Annotated in this window: 15 protein-coding genes and 2 tRNA genes; 15 read left to right on the forward strand and 2 right to left on the reverse strand. The window is 72.2% G+C overall.

Annotation, left to right across the window (positions count from 1 at the left end; translation table 11 throughout):
• The 8 genes from folE to lysS all read left to right on the forward strand — a co-directional run bounded on the left by folE (window position 1) and on the right by lysS (window position 7,886).
• Window positions 1-630, forward strand: a complete 630-nt coding sequence (folE, locus tag C0010_RS14235) for a GTP cyclohydrolase I (RefSeq protein ID WP_105567755.1) — start codon at window positions 1-3, stop codon at window positions 628-630.
• A complete protein-coding gene (folP, locus tag C0010_RS14240; protein ID WP_232531975.1) occupies window positions 630-1,871 on the forward strand; it encodes a dihydropteroate synthase in 1,242 nt (413 codons plus the stop codon). The genes folE and folP overlap by 1 nt, the downstream gene beginning before the upstream one ends.
• Window positions 1,868-2,467 carry a 2-amino-4-hydroxy-6-hydroxymethyldihydropteridine diphosphokinase gene (gene folK, locus C0010_RS14245; protein ID WP_324999418.1) on the forward strand — a complete coding sequence of 200 codons (600 nt, stop codon included), beginning with the start codon at window positions 1,868-1,870 and terminating at the stop codon, window positions 2,465-2,467. Before folP ends, folK begins: the two co-directional genes overlap by 4 nt.
• Entirely contained in the window at window positions 2,464-2,952 is a 489-nt protein-coding gene (locus tag C0010_RS14250; protein ID WP_105567757.1) for a DUF3180 domain-containing protein, read from the forward strand. The genes folK and C0010_RS14250 overlap by 4 nt, the downstream gene beginning before the upstream one ends.
• Window positions 2,903-3,532, forward strand: a complete 630-nt coding sequence (locus C0010_RS14255; RefSeq protein WP_105567758.1) for a PH domain-containing protein — start codon at window positions 2,903-2,905, stop codon at window positions 3,530-3,532. Before C0010_RS14250 ends, C0010_RS14255 begins: the two co-directional genes overlap by 50 nt.
• On the forward strand, window positions 3,529-5,445 hold the full coding sequence (locus C0010_RS14260) for a PH domain-containing protein (protein ID WP_105567759.1): 1,917 nt from the start codon (window positions 3,529-3,531) through the stop codon (window positions 5,443-5,445). Before C0010_RS14255 ends, C0010_RS14260 begins: the two co-directional genes overlap by 4 nt.
• A complete protein-coding gene (locus C0010_RS14265; protein WP_105567760.1) occupies window positions 5,445-6,152 on the forward strand; it encodes a DUF2520 domain-containing protein in 708 nt (235 codons plus the stop codon). The genes C0010_RS14260 and C0010_RS14265 overlap by 1 nt, the downstream gene beginning before the upstream one ends.
• A 198-nt stretch (window positions 6,153-6,350) precedes the next feature.
• Window positions 6,351-7,886, forward strand: coding sequence for a lysine--tRNA ligase (lysS, locus tag C0010_RS14270; RefSeq protein ID WP_105567761.1), 1,536 nt, complete (start codon window positions 6,351-6,353; stop codon window positions 7,884-7,886).
• On the opposite strand, the gene C0010_RS14275 is transcribed toward lysS, so the two are convergent.
• Window positions 7,879-9,045, reverse strand: coding sequence for a DUF4192 family protein (locus C0010_RS14275; RefSeq protein ID WP_158685530.1), 1,167 nt, complete (start codon window positions 9,043-9,045; stop codon window positions 7,879-7,881). The two genes, lysS and C0010_RS14275, sit on opposite strands and share 8 nt — an antisense overlap.
• A gap of 149 nt (window positions 9,046-9,194) precedes the next feature.
• On the opposite strand from C0010_RS14275, the gene C0010_RS14280 reads away from it, so the two are divergent.
• Window positions 9,195-9,374, forward strand: a complete 180-nt coding sequence (locus C0010_RS14280) for a hypothetical protein (RefSeq protein ID WP_105567763.1) — start codon at window positions 9,195-9,197, stop codon at window positions 9,372-9,374.
• 121 nt (window positions 9,375-9,495) lie between these two features.
• Complete coding sequence (gene cls, locus C0010_RS14285; RefSeq protein WP_105567801.1) at window positions 9,496-10,899, forward strand: cardiolipin synthase; 1,404 nt, start codon at window positions 9,496-9,498, stop codon at window positions 10,897-10,899.
• A gap of 202 nt (window positions 10,900-11,101) precedes the next feature.
• Here cls and C0010_RS14290 read toward each other — a convergent pair whose 3' ends face one another.
• Window positions 11,102-12,148: a diacylglycerol/lipid kinase family protein gene (locus C0010_RS14290; protein ID WP_105567764.1), complete on the reverse strand. Its 1,047-nt coding sequence runs from the start codon at window positions 12,146-12,148 to the stop codon at window positions 11,102-11,104.
• Window positions 12,149-12,350: 202 nt separating this feature from the next.
• Between C0010_RS14290 and serS the strand changes: the two genes are divergently transcribed.
• The 5 genes from serS (at window position 12,351) to C0010_RS14315 (ending at window position 17,108) form a co-directional block, all read left to right on the forward strand.
• On the forward strand, window positions 12,351-13,634 hold the full coding sequence (gene serS / locus C0010_RS14295) for a serine--tRNA ligase (RefSeq protein WP_105567765.1): 1,284 nt from the start codon (window positions 12,351-12,353) through the stop codon (window positions 13,632-13,634).
• Complete coding sequence (locus C0010_RS14300) at window positions 13,631-14,437, forward strand: HAD family hydrolase (RefSeq protein ID WP_232531976.1); 807 nt, start codon at window positions 13,631-13,633, stop codon at window positions 14,435-14,437. The genes serS and C0010_RS14300 overlap by 4 nt, the downstream gene beginning before the upstream one ends.
• Before the next feature lie 194 nt (window positions 14,438-14,631).
• A tRNA-Ser gene (locus C0010_RS14305) sits at window positions 14,632-14,716 on the forward strand.
• 317 nt (window positions 14,717-15,033) lie between these two features.
• Window positions 15,034-15,125: transfer RNA gene (locus C0010_RS14310), tRNA-Ser, on the forward strand.
• 96 nt (window positions 15,126-15,221) lie between these two features.
• Window positions 15,222-17,108, forward strand: a complete 1,887-nt coding sequence (locus tag C0010_RS14315) for a DUF4012 domain-containing protein (protein WP_158685531.1) — start codon at window positions 15,222-15,224, stop codon at window positions 17,106-17,108.
• Window positions 17,109-17,133: the final 25 nt, after the last annotated feature.

Consider the following 17,133-nt stretch of genomic DNA (forward strand, 5'->3'; position numbering starts at 1 on the left):
ATGGCCGTGCCGGATGGCGTGGACCGCGAGCGCATCGCGGCCCTGACGCGCGAGTTCCTCCTCGCGATCGGTGAGGACCCGGATCGCCCCGGCCTCACGAAGACCCCGGAGCGCGTCGCCGGGATGGCCGCCGAGATGTTCGGCGGCCTCGCGCAGGACGCCGCGGGGCCGCTCGCCGCGACCATCAGCGTCGCGAGCGGGCCGGCGCCCGAGACCGAGCCCTCCGGCCCCGTGATCGTGCGGGGCATCCGGTTCCGCTCCGTGTGCGAGCACCACCTGCTGCCGAGCGCGGGCACGGCGCACATCGCGTACCTGCCGGGCGACAGGGTCGTCGGGCTCGGCGCGTTCCCGCGCGTGATCGACATCCTGGCGAACCGCCCCCAGGTGCAGGAGCGGCTCGGCGAGCAGATCGCCGACACGATCGCCGACGCGCTCGACGCCCGCGGCGTCGTCGTGGTGCTCGACGCCGTGCACGGCTGCGTCACGCTGCGCGGGCCCCAGCAGTCCGGCAGTTCGACCGTCACGATCGCGAGCCGCGGCGAGCTCGCCGAGCCGGCCGCGCGCGCCGAGATCATGGCCCTCATCGCGGCGGGTGAGCCGGCCGATCCGGACGCGGGGGGAGCGCGCTGATGGAGGTCTGGGGCGTCGTGAACGTCACGCCCGATTCGTTCAGCGACGGCGGCGAGTTCTTCGACCAGGGCAGGGCGATCGCCCACGGGCGGGAGCTGCTCGCCGCCGGCGCGACGATCCTCGACATCGGCGGCGAATCGACCAGGCCCGGCTCGATGCCGATCGGCGCCGAGGAGGAGCTGCGCCGCGTGCTCCCGGTGATCGAGGCCCTGGCAGGCGAGGCCGTCGTGAGCGTCGACACGTACCGCGCCGTGGTCGCCGAGCGCGCGGTCGCCGCGGGCGCCCGCATCGTGAACGACGTCTCGGGCGGGCTGGAGGACCCCCGGATCTTCGAGGTCGCCGCCGCCGCGGGCGTGCAGATCGCCATCGGGCATTGGCGCGGCCCGTCCTCCGACATGTACCGGATGGCGCGATACGAACGCGTCGGCGCCGAGATCGCCGCCGAGCTGTCCGAACGCGTCGCGCAGGCGATCGCCGCCGGCGTGCGGCGCGACCAGGTCATCCTCGACCCCGGCATTGGGTTCGCCAAGACGCCGGAGCAGAGCTGGGCAGCGCTCCGCGAGCTCGACGAGGTGCGCGCGCTCGGGCTCCCCGTGCTCGTCGGGGTGTCGCGCAAGCGCTTCCTCGCGACGGCGCTGGGCGAGGACCCGTCGCGCGACCGCCGCGACTTCGCGAGCGCCGTCGTCAGCGTGCTGGCGGCGCAGGCCGGGGCGTACGGCGTGCGCGTGCACGACGTGGCGGCGACGACCGACGCGCTCGCGGTGCTCGGGGAGTGGGCGCCCGCCGGTATCGGCGCGGTGGCGAGCGGTGAAGAGGCGCCGGATGCAGACGCGCCGGCGGAAGGGCGCGGCGGTGCGGCGGTGCCCGGCACGATCGAGCTGAACGGGCTGGCGGTGTTCGGCCGCCACGGAGTGTTCGACTTCGAGCGCGAGAACGGCCAGGAGTTCGTCGTCGACGTGTCGCTCCGGCTCGACACCGCGCCGGCCGCCGCGAGCGACGACGTCGCCGACACGGTGCACTACGGCGAGCTCGCCGACGCCGTCGCGGCGATCGTCGGGGGAGAGCCGGTGAACCTCATCGAGACGCTCGCGGCGCGCATCGCCGACGCCGTGCTGGCCTTCGACGCGCGGATCGACGCCGCGGTCGTCGCGGTGCACAAGCCCCACGCCCCGATCGAGCAGAGCTTCCGCGACGTCGCCGTCACGGCGACGCGCGAGCGCCGCGGAACGGGCGCGCGGTGACGGCGCGGCGCCCGGGCGTCGGGCCCGTCGATCGGACCTCCGGCGCGCGCGCGCACGCACCGGCCGAGCCGGCCCCCGCCGGGCGGGCCGCGGTGGCCGCCGTGGTCGCGTTCGGCGCGAATCTCGGCGATCGGTACGCGACGCTCACCGCCGCGGCGCGCGAGATCGCGGCGCTCGACGGCGTGCACGGCATCCGGATGTCGACGCCCGTCGAGTCGGTCGCGATCACGCTCTCGGGGCCCGACCCGACCAAGCCCGGGTACGTCAACGCCGTCGCCGTCGTCACGACGACGCTCGGCGCCGACGAGCTGCTCGCGGCGCTTCAGGGCATCGAGAACGCGCACGGCCGGGTGCGCGAGGAGCGCTGGGGCGACCGAACGCTCGACCTGGACGTGATCGCGTACGGCGGCGCCGTGAGCGACGACCCGCTCCTGACGCTGCCGCACCCGCGCGCGCACGAGCGCGACTTCGTGCTCGGCCCGTGGCTCGAGCTCGACCCCGATGCCGCGGTGCCCGGCCGGGGGCGCGCCGATGAGCTGCTCGCGGCGCTGCGCGCGGCGCAGGATGCGCGAGGCGCAGGGGAGGGCGCGCCGTGAAGAGGACGGAACCGATCGCCCTCGTCGTCGCCGCGGTCCTCGGCGGCGGTGCCGGCTACCTGATCGACCAGCTCCTCTCGGCGACGGGGCACCCCACGTTCACGCCGCCGGTCGGCCTGAGCATCATGCTCGTCGTGCTGGGCGGGGCGTGCATCGCCCTCGCCTGGCCCATCCGGAAGTCGGTGAAGGACGCGAAGGCGCCGCGCGTCGATCCGTTCCGCGCGCTGCGCGTCGCCGTGCTCGCGAAGGCGTCGAGCCTCGTCGGCGCTCTCGTCGGCGGCGTGTGCGCCGGCCTTCTGGTCTTCCTCGCTTCCCGGCCCGTGGTTCCGCCGGTAGGGTCGATGACAGCGATCATCGCCGCGGTGGGGGCCAGCGCCGCCCTGGTCGCGGCGGCGCTGTTCGCCGAGTACATGTGCACCCTGCCGAAGGATCCCGATGACCGAGACCAGCCAGACGCCGGGCCAGGAGCCGAGCCCACGACCTGACGGGTCGGGCATCGTTCCACCGCCGCCTTCGGGGATCGCGCCCGAGGCCGCCCCCGTGCTCGACGAGGGCACGTACGAGCAGATCCGCGAGCCGCGCTCCGAGAACCGGCTCGCCCTCGACGGCACGTGGCACCAGATCTCGCCCAAGTACGTCCTGTCGCAGACGGTGCAGAACGCGATCGTCGTCGTGCTCGCGCTCGTCGCGGCCACGGCGCTCTACCTGATCGCCGAGCAGTGGTGGGCGTGGATCGCGGCGGGCGCCATCGTCGTGGTGACCGTGATCACGCAGATCATCCTGCCCCGGCAGGCCCGCGCGCTCGGCTACATGCTGCGCGAGGACGACCTGGTGTTCCGCAAGGGCATCCTGTGGCAGCGCATCGTCGCGGTGCCGTACGGCCGAATGCAGCTCGTCGACATCACGCACGGGCCGATGGACCGCGCCTTCGGAATCGCGAAGCTCAAGATGATCACGGCGGCCGCGACGACCGGCGTCGAGATCCCCGGCCTGTCGCAGGATGCGGCGGAGTCGCTGCGCGACACCCTGATCGAGGTCGCCGAGACGAGGCGGACCGGCCTGTGACGCCTCAGCCCGTATCAGACGCGTCGGCGACCGCACCGCTCGCGGGCGGCGGCTCGTCGACGCTCGCCGACGGCGAGTGGCACCGGCTGCACCCGCTCACGCCGCTGTTCCGCGGCGGCATCGCGCTCGTCATCATCGTCGGCGTCATCGTCGCGAACCTTCGCGACAGGCTCATCGCCTGGTTCGTGGCCATCTTCGACGGCAACGCCGGCATCGACGTCGAGTACGAGAACGGCGACCCCGTCGGCTGGGCGATCGACTGGACCCTCGCGAACAACTTCGTGCTGATCGCGATGCTCGGCGTGCTCCTCGTCGTCGCGATCATCTGCGGGCTGTTCTGGCTGAGCTGGCGCCGGCACGAGTTCCGGATCACGGACGACCACGTCGAGATCCGGCGCGGTGTCGTCTTCCGCACGCAGCGGCGCGCGCCGCTCGACCGCGTGCAGGGCGTGAACCTCACGCGCCCGTTCGTCGGGCGGCTCGTCGGCATCGCCAAGCTCGAGGTCGACGGCGCGGGCACCGACGCGAACGTGCCGCTCGAGTACCTCGGAACGGCACGTGCGGAGGAGGTGCGGGCCGACATCCTGCGCCTCGCATCGGGCGTCAGGGCCGCGCGGGCAGAGGCGCGCGCCGCGAAGCAGGCGCCGGCGGAGGGCCGCGGCGCCGTGAGCGCGACCGTCAGCGCCGGCGTGCAGGGCCTGATCGACGGCGTCGACACCGCCGACGTCGCGCCCGAGAGCCTCGTGAAGCTGCCGACGGGCCGCATCATCGGAGCGCAGCTGCTCGACATCGCCGGGTGGGTCGTGATGTTCGGCATCATCTGGTTGGCGGTGCTCATCGGCCTCATCCCGGTCGCGACGGGGAACGAGGACGGCGCGGGCGAGGGCTTCCTCATCCTCGGCTCGGTCGGGCTCGTCACGGCGATCTCGTTCGGCATCGCGATCGTCGCCATCCTGTGGGCGAAGGTCTCGAAGGCGCTCCGCTACTCGATCGCGGACACCCCGAACGGCGTGCGCGTCACCTACGGCCTCACGACCACGACGACGCAGACGATCCCGCCCGGCCGCATCCACGCGCTCGAGATCACGCAGCCTCTGTTCTGGCGACCGTTCGGCTGGTGGCACATCCGCGTCAACCGCGTCTCGGGCAAGAGCGCGAGCCAGCAGCAGTCGGGGCAGGCGCAGCAGTTCTCGCAGGTGCTGCCCGTCGGCACGCGCGCCGACGTCGAGCGCGTGCTGCGGGTCTGCCTGCCCCACCTGCCGGTCGCCGACCTTCCGCTGCTGATCGACAACGGCATGTTCGGGCCCGTCGAGGGTGCCGACGACCCGTATCGCACGATGGCCCGCCGCGGCTGGTGGCGGCGGCCGGTCTCGTTCCGCCGGCACGGCTTCGCCGTCAGCGACTACGGCCTGTTCCTGCGCCGCGGCGTCGTCTGGCGCAAGCAGGCGGTGTTCCCGCTCGCCCGCCTGCAGGGGCTGTCGATCGCGCAGGGGCCGATCGACCGGATGCAGAAGGTCGCGTGGGCGCAGGCCCACGCCGTCGCGGGCGTGATTTCGGGTCAGTTCGTCGGCATGGAGCGCGACGACGCGACCGAGCTGCTCGAGCGGGTGCGCCGCGCGGCGGTCGCGGCGGCGGCGAACGACCCCGCACACCGCTGGGGCACGGCGGAGCCCGTGCCGGGGACGGTCTCGGCGCTGCCGGCGATGGCACCGGCCGGTGCTCCCGGGGCCGCGGCGCACGCTCCCGGCGGGCCGCCGTACGTCGGGCCAGCGGGGCACGACGCGCAGGCCGTCGCCGCGCAGCGAACGGCCGGTTCCGCGCCCGATGCCGCCGCTCCGCCGGCGACGGCGCCCGAGGCGCGGGGCGCATCGCCGTCGCCGGATCGGGAGCCGCCGACGGAGGCGTCCGCGTGATGCGCGATGGGCGGCTCGGCGTCGGAGTGATCGGCTCGGGCCGCGTCGGCCCCGTGCTGGCGGCCGCTCTTGCGGGCGCGGGGCACGCACTGACCGCCCGGACGCCGGCGACCGACGACGACCGCGCGGCGGCGGTGCTGCCGGGGATGCCGGTGCTCGATGCTCCCGAAGTGCTCCGCCGCAGCGAGCTCGTCCTCCTCACGGTGCCGAGCGCCGAGCTGGCTGCGACCGTGCGCGGCCTGGCGGAGGCAGGGCACTTCCAGATGGGACAGCTCGTTCTGCACACGGACCCGGCCAACGGCATCGAGGTGCTTCGGCCGGCGGTCGAGAGGGGCGCGATCCCGCTCGCCGTCCATCCGGCGATGTCGTTCACAGGCACGCGCATCGACCTGCGCCAGCTCGCGGCCGCGTTCGCCGGCGTCACGGCGCCGGCACCCGTCCTGCCGATCGCGCAGGCCCTCGCCGTCGAGATGGGGTGCGAGCCCGTCGTGATCGCGGAGGGCGACAGGCCCGACTACGCCGAGGCGATCGCGACGGCGTCGGAGTTCTCCCGCCAGATCGTGCGGCAGTCCACGGGGCTCCTGCGCGGGATCGGGGTCGACAATCCCGGCGGGTTCCTGTCGGCGCTCGTGCGCTCGACGGTCGACCAGGCGCTCGCCGACGCGACGCCCGCCGTGCCCGACCTGCCGGAGTTCCCCGACGCCTGAGGCCGCGGACCGCCCGCCGCGCGGGCCCGACGCGGCCTCCCCGGCTTGCCTGTGCCTGGGTGCCGGCGCCGCGCGGGCCCGACGCGGTGCGAGGGGCGGGCGCCCAGCGCCGGCGTCATAGACTGGGGGAGCCTGTGCGGCGCGCCCGATCGGCCGCGCCGCGACTTCCGCCCGCGAACCGCACCGAGGACTACGCGCATGCCTGAGACTCCCGCCGAGAACGCCGCAGCGACGCCCGACGAGGACATCGTCGAGCAGAAGGCCGTGCGCCTCGCGAAGCGCGAGAAGCTCGTCGCGGAGCGCGAGTCGCCCGCGGGCGGCGCCTACCCCGTCTCGCTCGCGGTGACGGCGACGATCGCCGAGCTGCGGGCCCAGTACGGCGAGGGCGGCCCCGACGCGCTCGAGGCCGGAGCGGAGACGGGTCGCACCGTCGGTGTCGCCGGCCGCATCGTGTTCAGCCGCAACACCGGCAAGCTCTGCTTCGCGGCGCTGCAGGCCGGCGACGGATCGCGCATCCAGGCGATGGTCTCGCAGGCGAAGGTCGGCGAGGACGCGCTCGCCGCGTGGAAGGAGATCGTCGACCTCGGCGACCACGTGTTCGTCTCGGGCGAGGTGATCTCGAGCCGCCGAGGCGAGCTGTCGATCATGGTCGACGAGTGGCAGATGGCGTCGAAGGCCGTCCTGCCGCTGCCGAACCTGCACAACGAGCTGAACGAAGAGACCCGGGTGCGCCAGCGCTACCTCGATCTCATCGTGCGCGAGCAGGCCAGGGCCAACGTCGTCGCACGCGCGAAGACGAACCAGTCGCTGCGCGAGACCTTCGTGAAGCACGGCTTCACCGAGGTCGAGACACCGATGCTGCAGGTGCAGCCGGGCGGCGCCACGGCTCGGCCGTTCATTACGCACTCGAACGCCTTCGACACCGAGCTGTTCATGCGCATCGCGCCCGAGCTCTACCTCAAGCGCGCCGTCGTCGGCGGCATCGACCGGGTGTTCGAGATCAACCGCAACTTCCGCAACGAGGGCGCCGACTCGACGCACAGCCCGGAGTTCGCGATGCTCGAGGCGTACCAGGCATACAGCGACTACAACGGCATCGCCGACCTCACGCAGGAGCTGATCCAGAGCGCCGCGGTCGCGGTCGCCGGATCGACCACCGTCACGTGGGCCGACGGCACCGAGTTCGACCTCGGCGGCGACTGGGACCGGGTCTCGATGTACCCGTCGCTCTCGGAGGCCGCCGGCGTCGAGATCACGCCCGAGACCCCGATGGCCGACCTGCTGTCGCTCGCCGAGCGCTCGGGCGTCGAGGTGCCGCCGCACGCGACGCACGGCAAGCTCGTCGAGGAGCTGTGGGAGCACTTCGTGAAGACGGGTCTCGAACGCCCGACCTTCGTGATGGACTTCCCCGTCGACACGAGCCCGCTCGTGCGCGAGCACCGCTCGATCCCCGGCGTCGTGGAGAAGTGGGACCTGTACGTGCGCGGCTTCGAGCTCGCCACCGGCTACTCCGAGCTGGTCGATCCCGTCATCCAGCGGGAGCGCTTCGTGGAGCAGGCGGCGCTGGCCGACCGCGGCGACGACGAGGCGATGCGCATCGACGAGGACTTCCTGAGCGCCCTCGAGCACGGCATGCCCCCGACGGGCGGCATGGGCATGGGCATCGACCGCCTCCTCATGGCGATCACGGGCCTGGGCATCCGCGAGACGATCCTCTTCCCGCTCGTCAAGTAGCGTCGGCCTCCCGGCCGGGCAGGAACGCCCAGGCGGGGAGCCTGCCGAGCTCGACGAGGCGCAGGATGATCCGAGCCAGCCCGTGCTCGGGCTCCATGCCGCGCGCCCGCTCGGCGTAGGCGCCCGCGTGCGTCGCGTTGCCCAGCGCCCATGACAGCCAGGCGGCGCTCGCGAGGGCGCCGGCGCGTGCGCGGCCGGGTGCGGCCGCCGCGACGGCCCTCGCGAGCGCGAGCCCGCGGCGAAGGCGCTCGGGGTCGGGCTTCTCGCCCGCGCCCGTCAGGCGCAGCACGCCGTTCGGCAGCTCGCCCTGCTCGGCCCCGGTGTCGGGCCGCCAGGCGAACTGCCACGCCAGCACCGTGCGGCCGGTCTCGATGTCGGCGGACCACTGCGTCAGGGCCGCATCGCGCAGCAGTGGCGTCGAGAGCACGAGCGCGAGGAAGCCCGCGTCGGCCGGGTCGAGCCCCTCCGCATCCCAGTCGAGCGCCTCGTCCAGCAGGCCGGGCAGCGACGCCTCGTCGACGGGCCGGGCCCGCGGGCCCGGCGCGCGGTCGGCGGGCGCCGGCGCCGTGCTCGCCGCGGGGTCCGCGAGGCCCGCCCTGCGCAGCAGGAGCTGGGCGAACGCGTACTCCGAGCGCTCGAGCTCGGCCGCGACGGCGCGGCGGCGGGCCTTGCCCGCGCGCTGGACGGCGGCGCCCTCGTGCTGATCTCGGTCGAGGCCGCCGCCGGGGCGCAGCTCGATCTCTGCGTGCGGGCGGGGCGCCGCGTCGCCGTACGCGCCCCAGCCGTCGGCCGTGACGAGGTAGGCGCCCCGCACGCCGAGCCCGCAGGCCTCGGCCCTGTCGAGCACGCGGTCGACGAGGCCCTCGCGGGGCAGCGGGCCGTCGGGCGGCCAGTGCGCGTCGCCGTCGTACACGACGACGGCGATCGCGTCGGCGCCCGCCACCTGGCAGGCCATGCCGATGGCGGTCGCGGCGACCTGATCGTCGGCGCCCGGCGTCGGCAGGTCGAGGCGGAGCGCACCGCGCGCGGTGGTGCCGGCGAGCGGCACGACGACGAGGCTCCGCACGGGCGTGCAGCCGGTCAGCCGCGGAACGGCACGCAGGAAGGCGGCGGCGTCGCGGATGGGGTGGGTGATCGCGGGGGATGTGAGAGAGGTCATGCCCCGATCGTCGCGCCGTGGGGCGACGCCCGGTGCCCGCGCGAGGGGGCTGTGGTCGGTCATGCGCGCAAGTGCGGGGCTGTGAGCGAGGGTCGGTGCCGCCCGGCGTCTCCCAGGCGCCGGATATCGCACGGGGCTAGAATCTCGGCGTGGACAACTACTGGGTCGCCGCCCTCTACTCGATCGCCCCGACGATCGTCCTGGCCGGCGTCTTCTGGTGGATCATGCGCAGCATCCTGCGGATGGATCGCACCGAGCGGCGCACGTACGCGCGCTACGAGGCGGAGGAGCGCGCTCGCCGCGGGCTCCCGCCCAAGCCCGAGGCCTGAGCCGCGGCGGATAGGCTGAACCCCAGATCACATCGGGGGGAGGCACGTGCAGACACTGTTCGGATGGCTGTTTCCGATCCTCGACATCCCGTGGCTCGCGACCAGCCTGTGGGTGCTCGACATGGCCATCCGGGTCATGGCGGTCATCGTCGTGCCCCGCAATCGCAAGCCGACGTCGGCGATGGCGTGGCTCCTCGCGATCTTCCTGCTGCCGCTCGCGGGCGCCTTCCTGTTCATCCTGATCGGAAACCCGCGCCTGCCCGCCCAGAAGCGGCGCATGCAGTCCCAGATCAACGAGTACCTGCGCGAGGCGAACGACATCCTCGAGCGCGGCGGGCTGCGGCCGAACGAGCCGGGGTGGTTCACGTCGCTCGTCCGGATGAACCTCGACCTCGGGGCGCTTCCGATCTCGGGCGACAACGGCGTGCGGCTGATCTCGGGTTACCAGGACAGCCTCGACGCCATGGCGGAGGCCATCAGGGGTGCGCAGCGCTACGTGCACATCGAGTTCTACATCTTCAAGTCCGACGAGGCGACGGACGGGGTGTTCCGGGCGCTCGAGGACGCGTGCGCGCGGGGGATCCCCGTGCGCGTCCTGCTCGACCACTGGGCCAACCTGTCGAAGCCGCGCCATCGGCTCACGCTCAAGCGCCTCTCCGACATGGGGGCGGACTGGCACTTCGCGCTGCCGCTCCAGCCGCTGAAGGGGAAGATGCAGCGGCCCGACCTGCGCAACCACCGCAAGCTCCTCATCGTCGACGGCGACGTGGCCTTCCTCGGCTCGCAGAACCTCACGCACCGCAGCTACAACGTGCGGGGGAACATCCGGCGCGGCCTCAAGTGGGTCGACGCGATGGTGCGGCTGGACGGCCCCGTCGTCTCGAGCGTCGATGCCGTCTTCCTCTCCGACTGGTACGGCGAGACCGAGGCGGTGCCCGACATCGACCTGCGGGAGATGAACTCCGGCTCCGGCGACCTCGACTGCCAGGTCGTCCCGTCGGGGCCCGGCTTCGAGACGGAGAACAACCTGCGCCTGTTCCTCGCGCTGATCTACGCGGCCGAGCGGAAGGTCGTGATGGTCAGCCCGTACTTCGTGCCGAACGAGGCGATGACGTCCGCCGTCGAGATCGCGTGCAGCCGCGGCGTCGAGGTGGAGCTGTTCGTCTCGGAGGTCGGCGACCAGGCTCTCGTCTACCACGCGCAGCGCAGCTATTACGAGTCGCTGCTGGAGGCGGGCGTGCGGATCTGGCTGTACAAGGCGCCGTACATCCTGCACACCAAGAGCCTGTCGATCGACGACGAGGTCGCCGTGATCGGCTCGAGCAATATGGACGAGCGCTCGTTCGGCCTCAACTTCGAGGTCTCGCTGCTGGTGCGGGGCGAGGAGTTCGTCTCCGAGCTGCGCGAGGTCGAGGCCGGCTACCGCGCGAACAGCCGCGAGCTCACCCTCGAGGAATGGCGGAAGCAACCGCTGCGCTCGACCGTCCTCGACAACCTCGCGCGCCTGACCTCGGCCCTGCAGTAGGGGTCACCCGGCCGCCGGAGTCCAACGGCACAGCGCAGTCGGCTCTTGGCATGCGGGTCGGGTCGGCCGCCGGGTTCCGGGGGCTGTGGAGCTGCGGCGCTGCGGTTCGACTGCATTGTGCCCGTCGGCCGGTGCGGTGTGCCTGGCCGGTGGCGTCGGGGTCGGCCGACCCCCGACCGCGTGGGCGGCGGGGTGGCGGTGCCTAAGCCGGTGACCCCGCGGGCGCGAGCCGGTGCCCGTGCGGCACCGTGACGAGGAGGCCGCCGGGGTGGATCGTGGCGTAGAAGCGGGTCGCCTCGCCGAGTTCGTCGCCGTCGAGCTGCACCGGTCGTGGTTCCGGCACGGCGATCTCGATGCCGAAGCCCGTCAAGTAGCGCACGGCGGTGTTGCGGTGGCTCTCGGCCAGGCGCAGACCGGCGCGGAACCGGCGGAGCACCGAGTTGTCCCACCACACCTTCCGCCACACGCCGACCCAGCCCAGCGGGCCGGACGGCTGGATGAGCGCGACGTCGAGCAGGCCGTCCGCGAACGACGCCGTCGGGAACAGTTCGATGCCGGCGGGCAGCGCGCCGCAGTTCGCGACGAGGATGCTCTGCACCTTCGCCGAGTGCAGGCGCGTCTGCGTCTTGCGATCATCCGGCTCGGGATCCCGCCCGCCGGCGCCCAGCAGCTGGTAGACGATGCGGAACGGCTTCGCATTCGGCAGTGACCGCGCGGCGCCGTCGACGTAGGCGACCCAGCCCATCCGCTTCTTGAGCTTCGCGCTCGTATTCGCGATCATCGCCGCGTCGAGCCCCATCCCGGCCATGACGACGAAGCCGTGCTCCTCCGTCGACCCGTCGGCGCGGCGCAGCTTCGCGATGCCGACGTCGATCGGTGTGGCGGCGCCGTCGAAGGCCGCCCGGATCATGTCCTCCGGGTCGACGAGCGGCAGCCGGATGTTCCTGGCCAGCAGATTGCCGGTTCCGGAGGGGACGATCGTCAGCTCCACGCCGGAGCCGTCCATCACCTCGGCGACGGCCCGCACGGTGCCGTCGCCGCCGGCGACGAACACCTTCGCGGCGCCGGCGTCGAGCGCCCGCCGCGCGAGCCCCTGGCCGGGGTCGTCGATCGTCGTCTCCAGGATGAGCGGATCCGCCCATCCGGCGGCGGCGCAGTGCTCGGCGAGCAGGGCGGCCAGGTGTCGTGCGTCGACCTTGATCGGGTTCACGATCAGGGCGGCCAGACCCACGGCATCGCTGTGCTCCATGCCGCCACATTAGCCGCACGGGGAGGGCCGGGCGCGCCGTGCCTCCGCACCGAGCGCGGGCGTGCGGCCGGGCTCGGTGCGTCGGCACGCGGGAGCTCGTTCGGGGCTTCCGACGCACGCCTGTCGGCGTCGTCGCTCGGGCGTGCGGCGGGCGGATCAGCGGGCCGGGCGCGCCGGAGCGCACACCGCCTAGACTTGCACCGTGATCGATCCCGTACTTCTTCGCGAACAGCCCGACCTCGTGACGCGCTCGCAGGAGGCTCGCGGGCACTCCGCAGAGACCGTGACCGGTGCCGTCACCGCCGAGCAGGCGCGGCGTTCGGCGCTCACGGCGTTCGAGGACCTCCGCGCCGAGCAGAACGCGTTCGGCAAGACCGTCGCGAAGGCACCCAAGGAGGACAAGCCCGCTCTCGTCGCGCAGGCGAAGGAGCTCGCCGCGCGCGTGAAGGAGGCGCAGCAGGCCGCGAACGACGCCGAGGAGGCGTACCGCGCGGCGATGGCGCGCATCGAGAACATCGTGATCGACGGCGTCCCCGCCGGCGGTGAGGAGAACTTCGTCACGCTGCGCGAGGTCGGCACGCCCCGCACGTTCGACCCGGCCGAGTACCCCGACGGCCCGCTCGACCACCTCGCCCTCGGAGAGAAGCTCGGCGCGATCGACATGGAGCGCGGCGCGAAGGTCTCGGGCGCCCGGTTCTACTTCCTCAAGGGCATCGGTGCGCGCCTCGAGCTCGCGCTCATGAACTACGCGCTCGACGTGGCGCTGCAGAACGGCTTCACGCCGATGATCACGCCGACCCTCGTGCGGCCCGACATCATGGCGGGCACCGGCTTCCTCGGCGAGCACTCCGACGAGATCTACCACCTCGAAGAGGACGACATGTACCTCGTCGGCACGAGCGAGGTGGCGCTCGCCGGCTACCACAAGGACGAGATCGTCGACCTCTCCGGCGGCGCCCTGCGCTACGCGGGCTGGTCGACCTGCTATCGCCGCGAGGCCGGTTCGCACGGCAAGGACACCCGCGGCATCATCCGCGTGCATCAGTTCAACAAGCTCGAGATGTTCGCGTACACGACCCCGGATGACGCGGAGGCCGAGCACGCCCGCCTCCTCGCACTCGAGGAGCAGATGCTCACGTCGCTGGGGCTCGCGTACCGCGTGATCGACGTCGCGGCGGGCGACCTCGGCTCTTCGGCGGCCCGCAAGTTCGACACGGAGGCGTGGGTCCCGACGCAGGGTGCGTACCGCGAGCTCACGTCGACGTCGAACTGCACGACGTACCAGGCCCGCCGCCTCGACGTGCGCCACCGCCCTGAGGAGGGCGGCCGCACGCAGCACGTCGCAACGCTGAACGGCACGCTCGCCACGACGCGCTGGCTCGTCGCGATCCTCGAGAACGGTCAGCGGCCCGACGGCTCGGTCGTCGTGCCGGAGCCCCTTCGCCCGTACCTGGGCGGCCTCGAGGTGATGGAGCCCATCGCGTGAGGCGCCTCATCGCCCTCGACGTCGACGGCACCGTCATCCTGGAGGATGAGCAGTTCAGCCCCGGCGTGGTCGACGCGGTGCGCGACGCCGAGGCGAACGGGCACGTCGTGATGCTCGCGACCGGACGCAGCTGGGAGGCGACGAGCCGCATCCACGAGCGCCTCGGCATCCGGCCCGAGTACGTCGTCTGCTCGAACGGTGCCGCCGTCCTGAGCCGCGGCGCCGAGGGGTACGAGCGCCACACGACGGCGACGTTCGACCCGACCGAGGTGCTCGACCTGCTCCAGCAGCACCTGCCCGACGCGAACTACATGGCCGAACTGGCGGACGGCCGCCGCCGCTACACGCATCGCGTCAGCGACTGGCTGATCGACGACGCCAACGCCAGCCACGTCGACTTCGATGATCTGAAGGCCGACCCCGTCTCGCGCATCGTCGTCGTCTCGCCCGAGCACACGGAGGGCGAGTTCACCCGGATGGTCGAGAGCATGGGGCTCAGCCAGGTCTCGTACTCCGTCGGGTGGACGGCGTGGCTCGACATCGCGCCCGAGGGCGTCGACAAGTCGACGGGCCTGGAGGAGGTGCGCGAGCGCCTCGGCATCCGGGGCGAGGACGTCGTCGTGATCGGCGACGGCCGCAACGACGTCGGCATGTTCCGCTGGGCCGCGGCGCACGGCGGCCGCGCCTTCGCGATGGGCCAGGCCCCGGACGAGGTCTCGCATGCGGCGACGGACATCACGGACGACGTGGAGGACGGCGGCGTCGCAGCGGCGCTGGAGGACCTGGGCCTGACGACGCGCTGACGCGAGCACTCGGCCGCTCAGGTCTCACAAGGTGCGGGTGGAATCGCCGTGTGCCCGCAGCTCGCGGCACCGGAGCGGACAGCCAGCCGCTCGGTTGTCACACTATGTCGGTGGAGCCGTCATGCACCCGCACGCTCGCACGCCGGAATGGGTGTGAGAGTCGCGTAGACTTCGTGGTCGGCGAGCGATCGCCTGGAGGGTTGTCCGAGCGGCCGAAGGAGCCGGTCTTGAAAACCGGTGGGCGGAGACGTCCCGTGGGTTCGAATCCCACACCCTCCGCTGGAGACGTGAAAAGGGCCCTGCAAGGGGCCCTTTTCACGTCTCCAGCGGAGGGCTGCTTTTCTGAGTCCTCGGCTGCGGCATGCGATCTGTCGCGCTTCGCGCGAAAGATCGTGCCGAAGCCTGCGGGGGTGGGTCGAGCAGGTGGGGCAGGGCAGGGCGCATAGGGCCGTGGAGCTCACGTGACTCTCTGGATCTCGTTGTCTTCTCTGGAGTCCAAGGCTTCGGCGCGGCGCTCGGCGCGCGCGGGGGCGGCTGGTTTCGTCGCACAGCCGGGAGCCGGTACTATGGTGCGAGCGCCCGTTCTGCGGGCGCGAGGAGACGTGCCGGAGCGGCCGAACGGACTTCACTGCTAATGAAGGGTTCTTGTTAAAGGGAACCGGGGGTTCAAATCCCCCCGTCTCCGCCATCGGAAGCCCCCGCAGCGCGGGGGCTTCCTCGCTTTCCCAGCGGCTCTGTATGCTCCGCTCGGCGATATGACAGGACGCGTCGGTACGATTGGGGCGTGTCGTCTGGTTCCGGAGTGCATCGATCGCGCCGCCCCGCTCAGCACGCCGCCCGTGTGAAGAAGGCCCTCTGGCCGCGCATCGTCGGGTTCGGCGTCGGGGGAGTGGCGCTGCTCGGCATCCTCGTCGTCGGCGTATTCATCTACCAGGCGATCTCGGTCGCATCGAACCTGCTCGCCGCCAAGGACGAGATCTCCGCCGTCGCGGACGAGGCTTCGAACGGTGACCCGGAGGCCGTGCTCGCGAGTGCGGAGGACATCCGGGAGATGGTCTCCGATGCCAACGACAAGGTGAGCAGCCCGCTCTGGTCTGCCGCGTCGAACGTGCCGATCGTCGGCGAGAACGTCAACGCCGTCCGCCTCGCGACGCAGGCGACCCACACCGTCATCGACGGCGCGCTGGAGCCCGGCGTCAAGATCCTGAACAGCCTCGACCTGTCGAGCACCGACGTCGAGGGCGGGGGCATCGACCTCGCGCCCCTGCGCGACGCGCAGGAGGACCTGCCGGAGATCTCGGCGGCGATCGAGAAGGCGAACGAGACCATCGGCGGCATCGATCGCAGCAAGGTGCTTCCGGTCGTGGACGACGCGCTGGGGTCGCTGACCGACGCGATCGAGGTCGCAGGGCCGGGGCTCGAGATCGCGCAGGAGTACCTGCCGCAGCTGCTCGACATCGCGGGTGCCGACGAGCCCCGCCGATACATGCTCGTGTTCCAGAACAACGCGGAGATCCGCTCGGGCGGCGGTCTGCCCGCAGCGACGGCGATCGTCGACGTCGAAGACGGCAAGGCGAAGATGGCCGACCAGACGAGCACCTACTCGTTCGACCGGTTCACGAAGGTGTTCCACCCCGAGCCCGAGATGGACCAGCTCTACGTCGAGGACACGTTCACGGGCTTCGGCAACTTCACCCGCACGCCCGACTTCCCGACGACGGCGCAGTCGTTCGACCAGCTCTGGTTCAACAAGACGGGCGAGCGGCTCGACGGTGTGATCACGATCGACCCGGTCGTGCTGTCCTACATGCTCGAAGCCACCGGCCCCGTCATCAGCAGCGACGGCGTTGAGCTGACGAGCGACAACGCGGTCGAGACCCTGCTCTACGACGCGTACCACATGTACACGGGCAAGCAGCAGGACGAGTTCTTCGGCGACGTCGCCGCGAAGGTCTTCGAGAAGATCTCCGACGGCGACTGGGACCCGCTCGAGATGGTCGATCAGCTCGTGCGCGCGGCCGACGAGGAGCGCCTGCACGCGTGGTTCCCGGATGAGGACGAACAGGGGATGGTCGAGGAGCTCGAGCTCGAGGGCTCGCTCGCGACCGACAACGAGGAGGTCACCGAGGTCGGGCTCTTCGTCAACGACTACTCGGCCAGCAAGCTCGAGTACTTCCTCGACACCGCGGTCAGCCTGACATGCAACGTCGAGGCCGGCACCATGACGACGTCGATCGACGTGACCAACAGCGTGCCGGAAGGCGGGATGACCAAGTACCAGCTCGGCATCCGGAACGATCGCTACGGCATTCCGTCCGACTCCTTCATCCTCGACGTGATGTATTTCGCGCCCCCTGGTTCGATGATCTCCCTCGACGACGAGCTTCCCCCCGTCTGGGAGCGGACGCCGGAGCAGATCGCTCTCGCCGACAGCCTCGGCGCCGACCCGGTGGCCGACGTCGAGTGGGAGCGCCGCACGGGCGTCGAGTACGGCCGCAACGTCGAGGTGAACCGCTACTTCGTGCCGCGCGGCGAGACCAAGACGATCTCGTACACGAGCACGATCCCCGAGGGCGAGCTCGGGCCCGCGAACCTGCGCTACTCGCCCACCGTCACGGACACCGAGACCCACGTCGGCGAGAGCTGCGCTTCCGTCTTCTCCGAGCGGTGAGACCCTGGCGCGGGCTCGGGAAGCG

Origin of the sequence: Microbacterium halophytorum (assembly GCF_002970975.1) — a bacterium.
GTDB classification, from domain to species: domain Bacteria; phylum Actinomycetota; class Actinomycetes; order Actinomycetales; family Microbacteriaceae; genus Microbacterium; species Microbacterium halophytorum.

Bases quoted from the DNA above. Each gene is read 5' to 3' on its own strand.
- folE (WP_105567755.1), top strand. From the start codon at position 1: ATGGCCGTGCCGGATGGCGTGGACCGCGAGCGCATCGCGGCCCTGACG.
- folP (WP_232531975.1), top strand. From the start codon at position 630: ATGGAGGTCTGGGGCGTCGTGAACGTCACGCCCGATTCGTTCAGCGAC.
- C0010_RS14255 (WP_105567758.1), top strand. From the start codon at position 2,903: ATGACCGAGACCAGCCAGACGCCGGGCCAGGAGCCGAGCCCACGACCT.
- C0010_RS14265 (WP_105567760.1), top strand. From the start codon at position 5,445: ATGCGCGATGGGCGGCTCGGCGTCGGAGTGATCGGCTCGGGCCGCGTC.
- lysS (WP_105567761.1), top strand. From the start codon at position 6,351: ATGCCTGAGACTCCCGCCGAGAACGCCGCAGCGACGCCCGACGAGGAC.
- C0010_RS14275 (WP_158685530.1), bottom strand. From the start codon at position 9,045: ATGACCTCTCTCACATCCCCCGCGATCACCCACCCCATCCGCGACGCC.
- cls (WP_105567801.1), top strand. From the start codon at position 9,496: ATGGCCATCCGGGTCATGGCGGTCATCGTCGTGCCCCGCAATCGCAAG.
- C0010_RS14290 (WP_105567764.1), bottom strand. From the start codon at position 12,148: ATGGAGCACAGCGATGCCGTGGGTCTGGCCGCCCTGATCGTGAACCCG.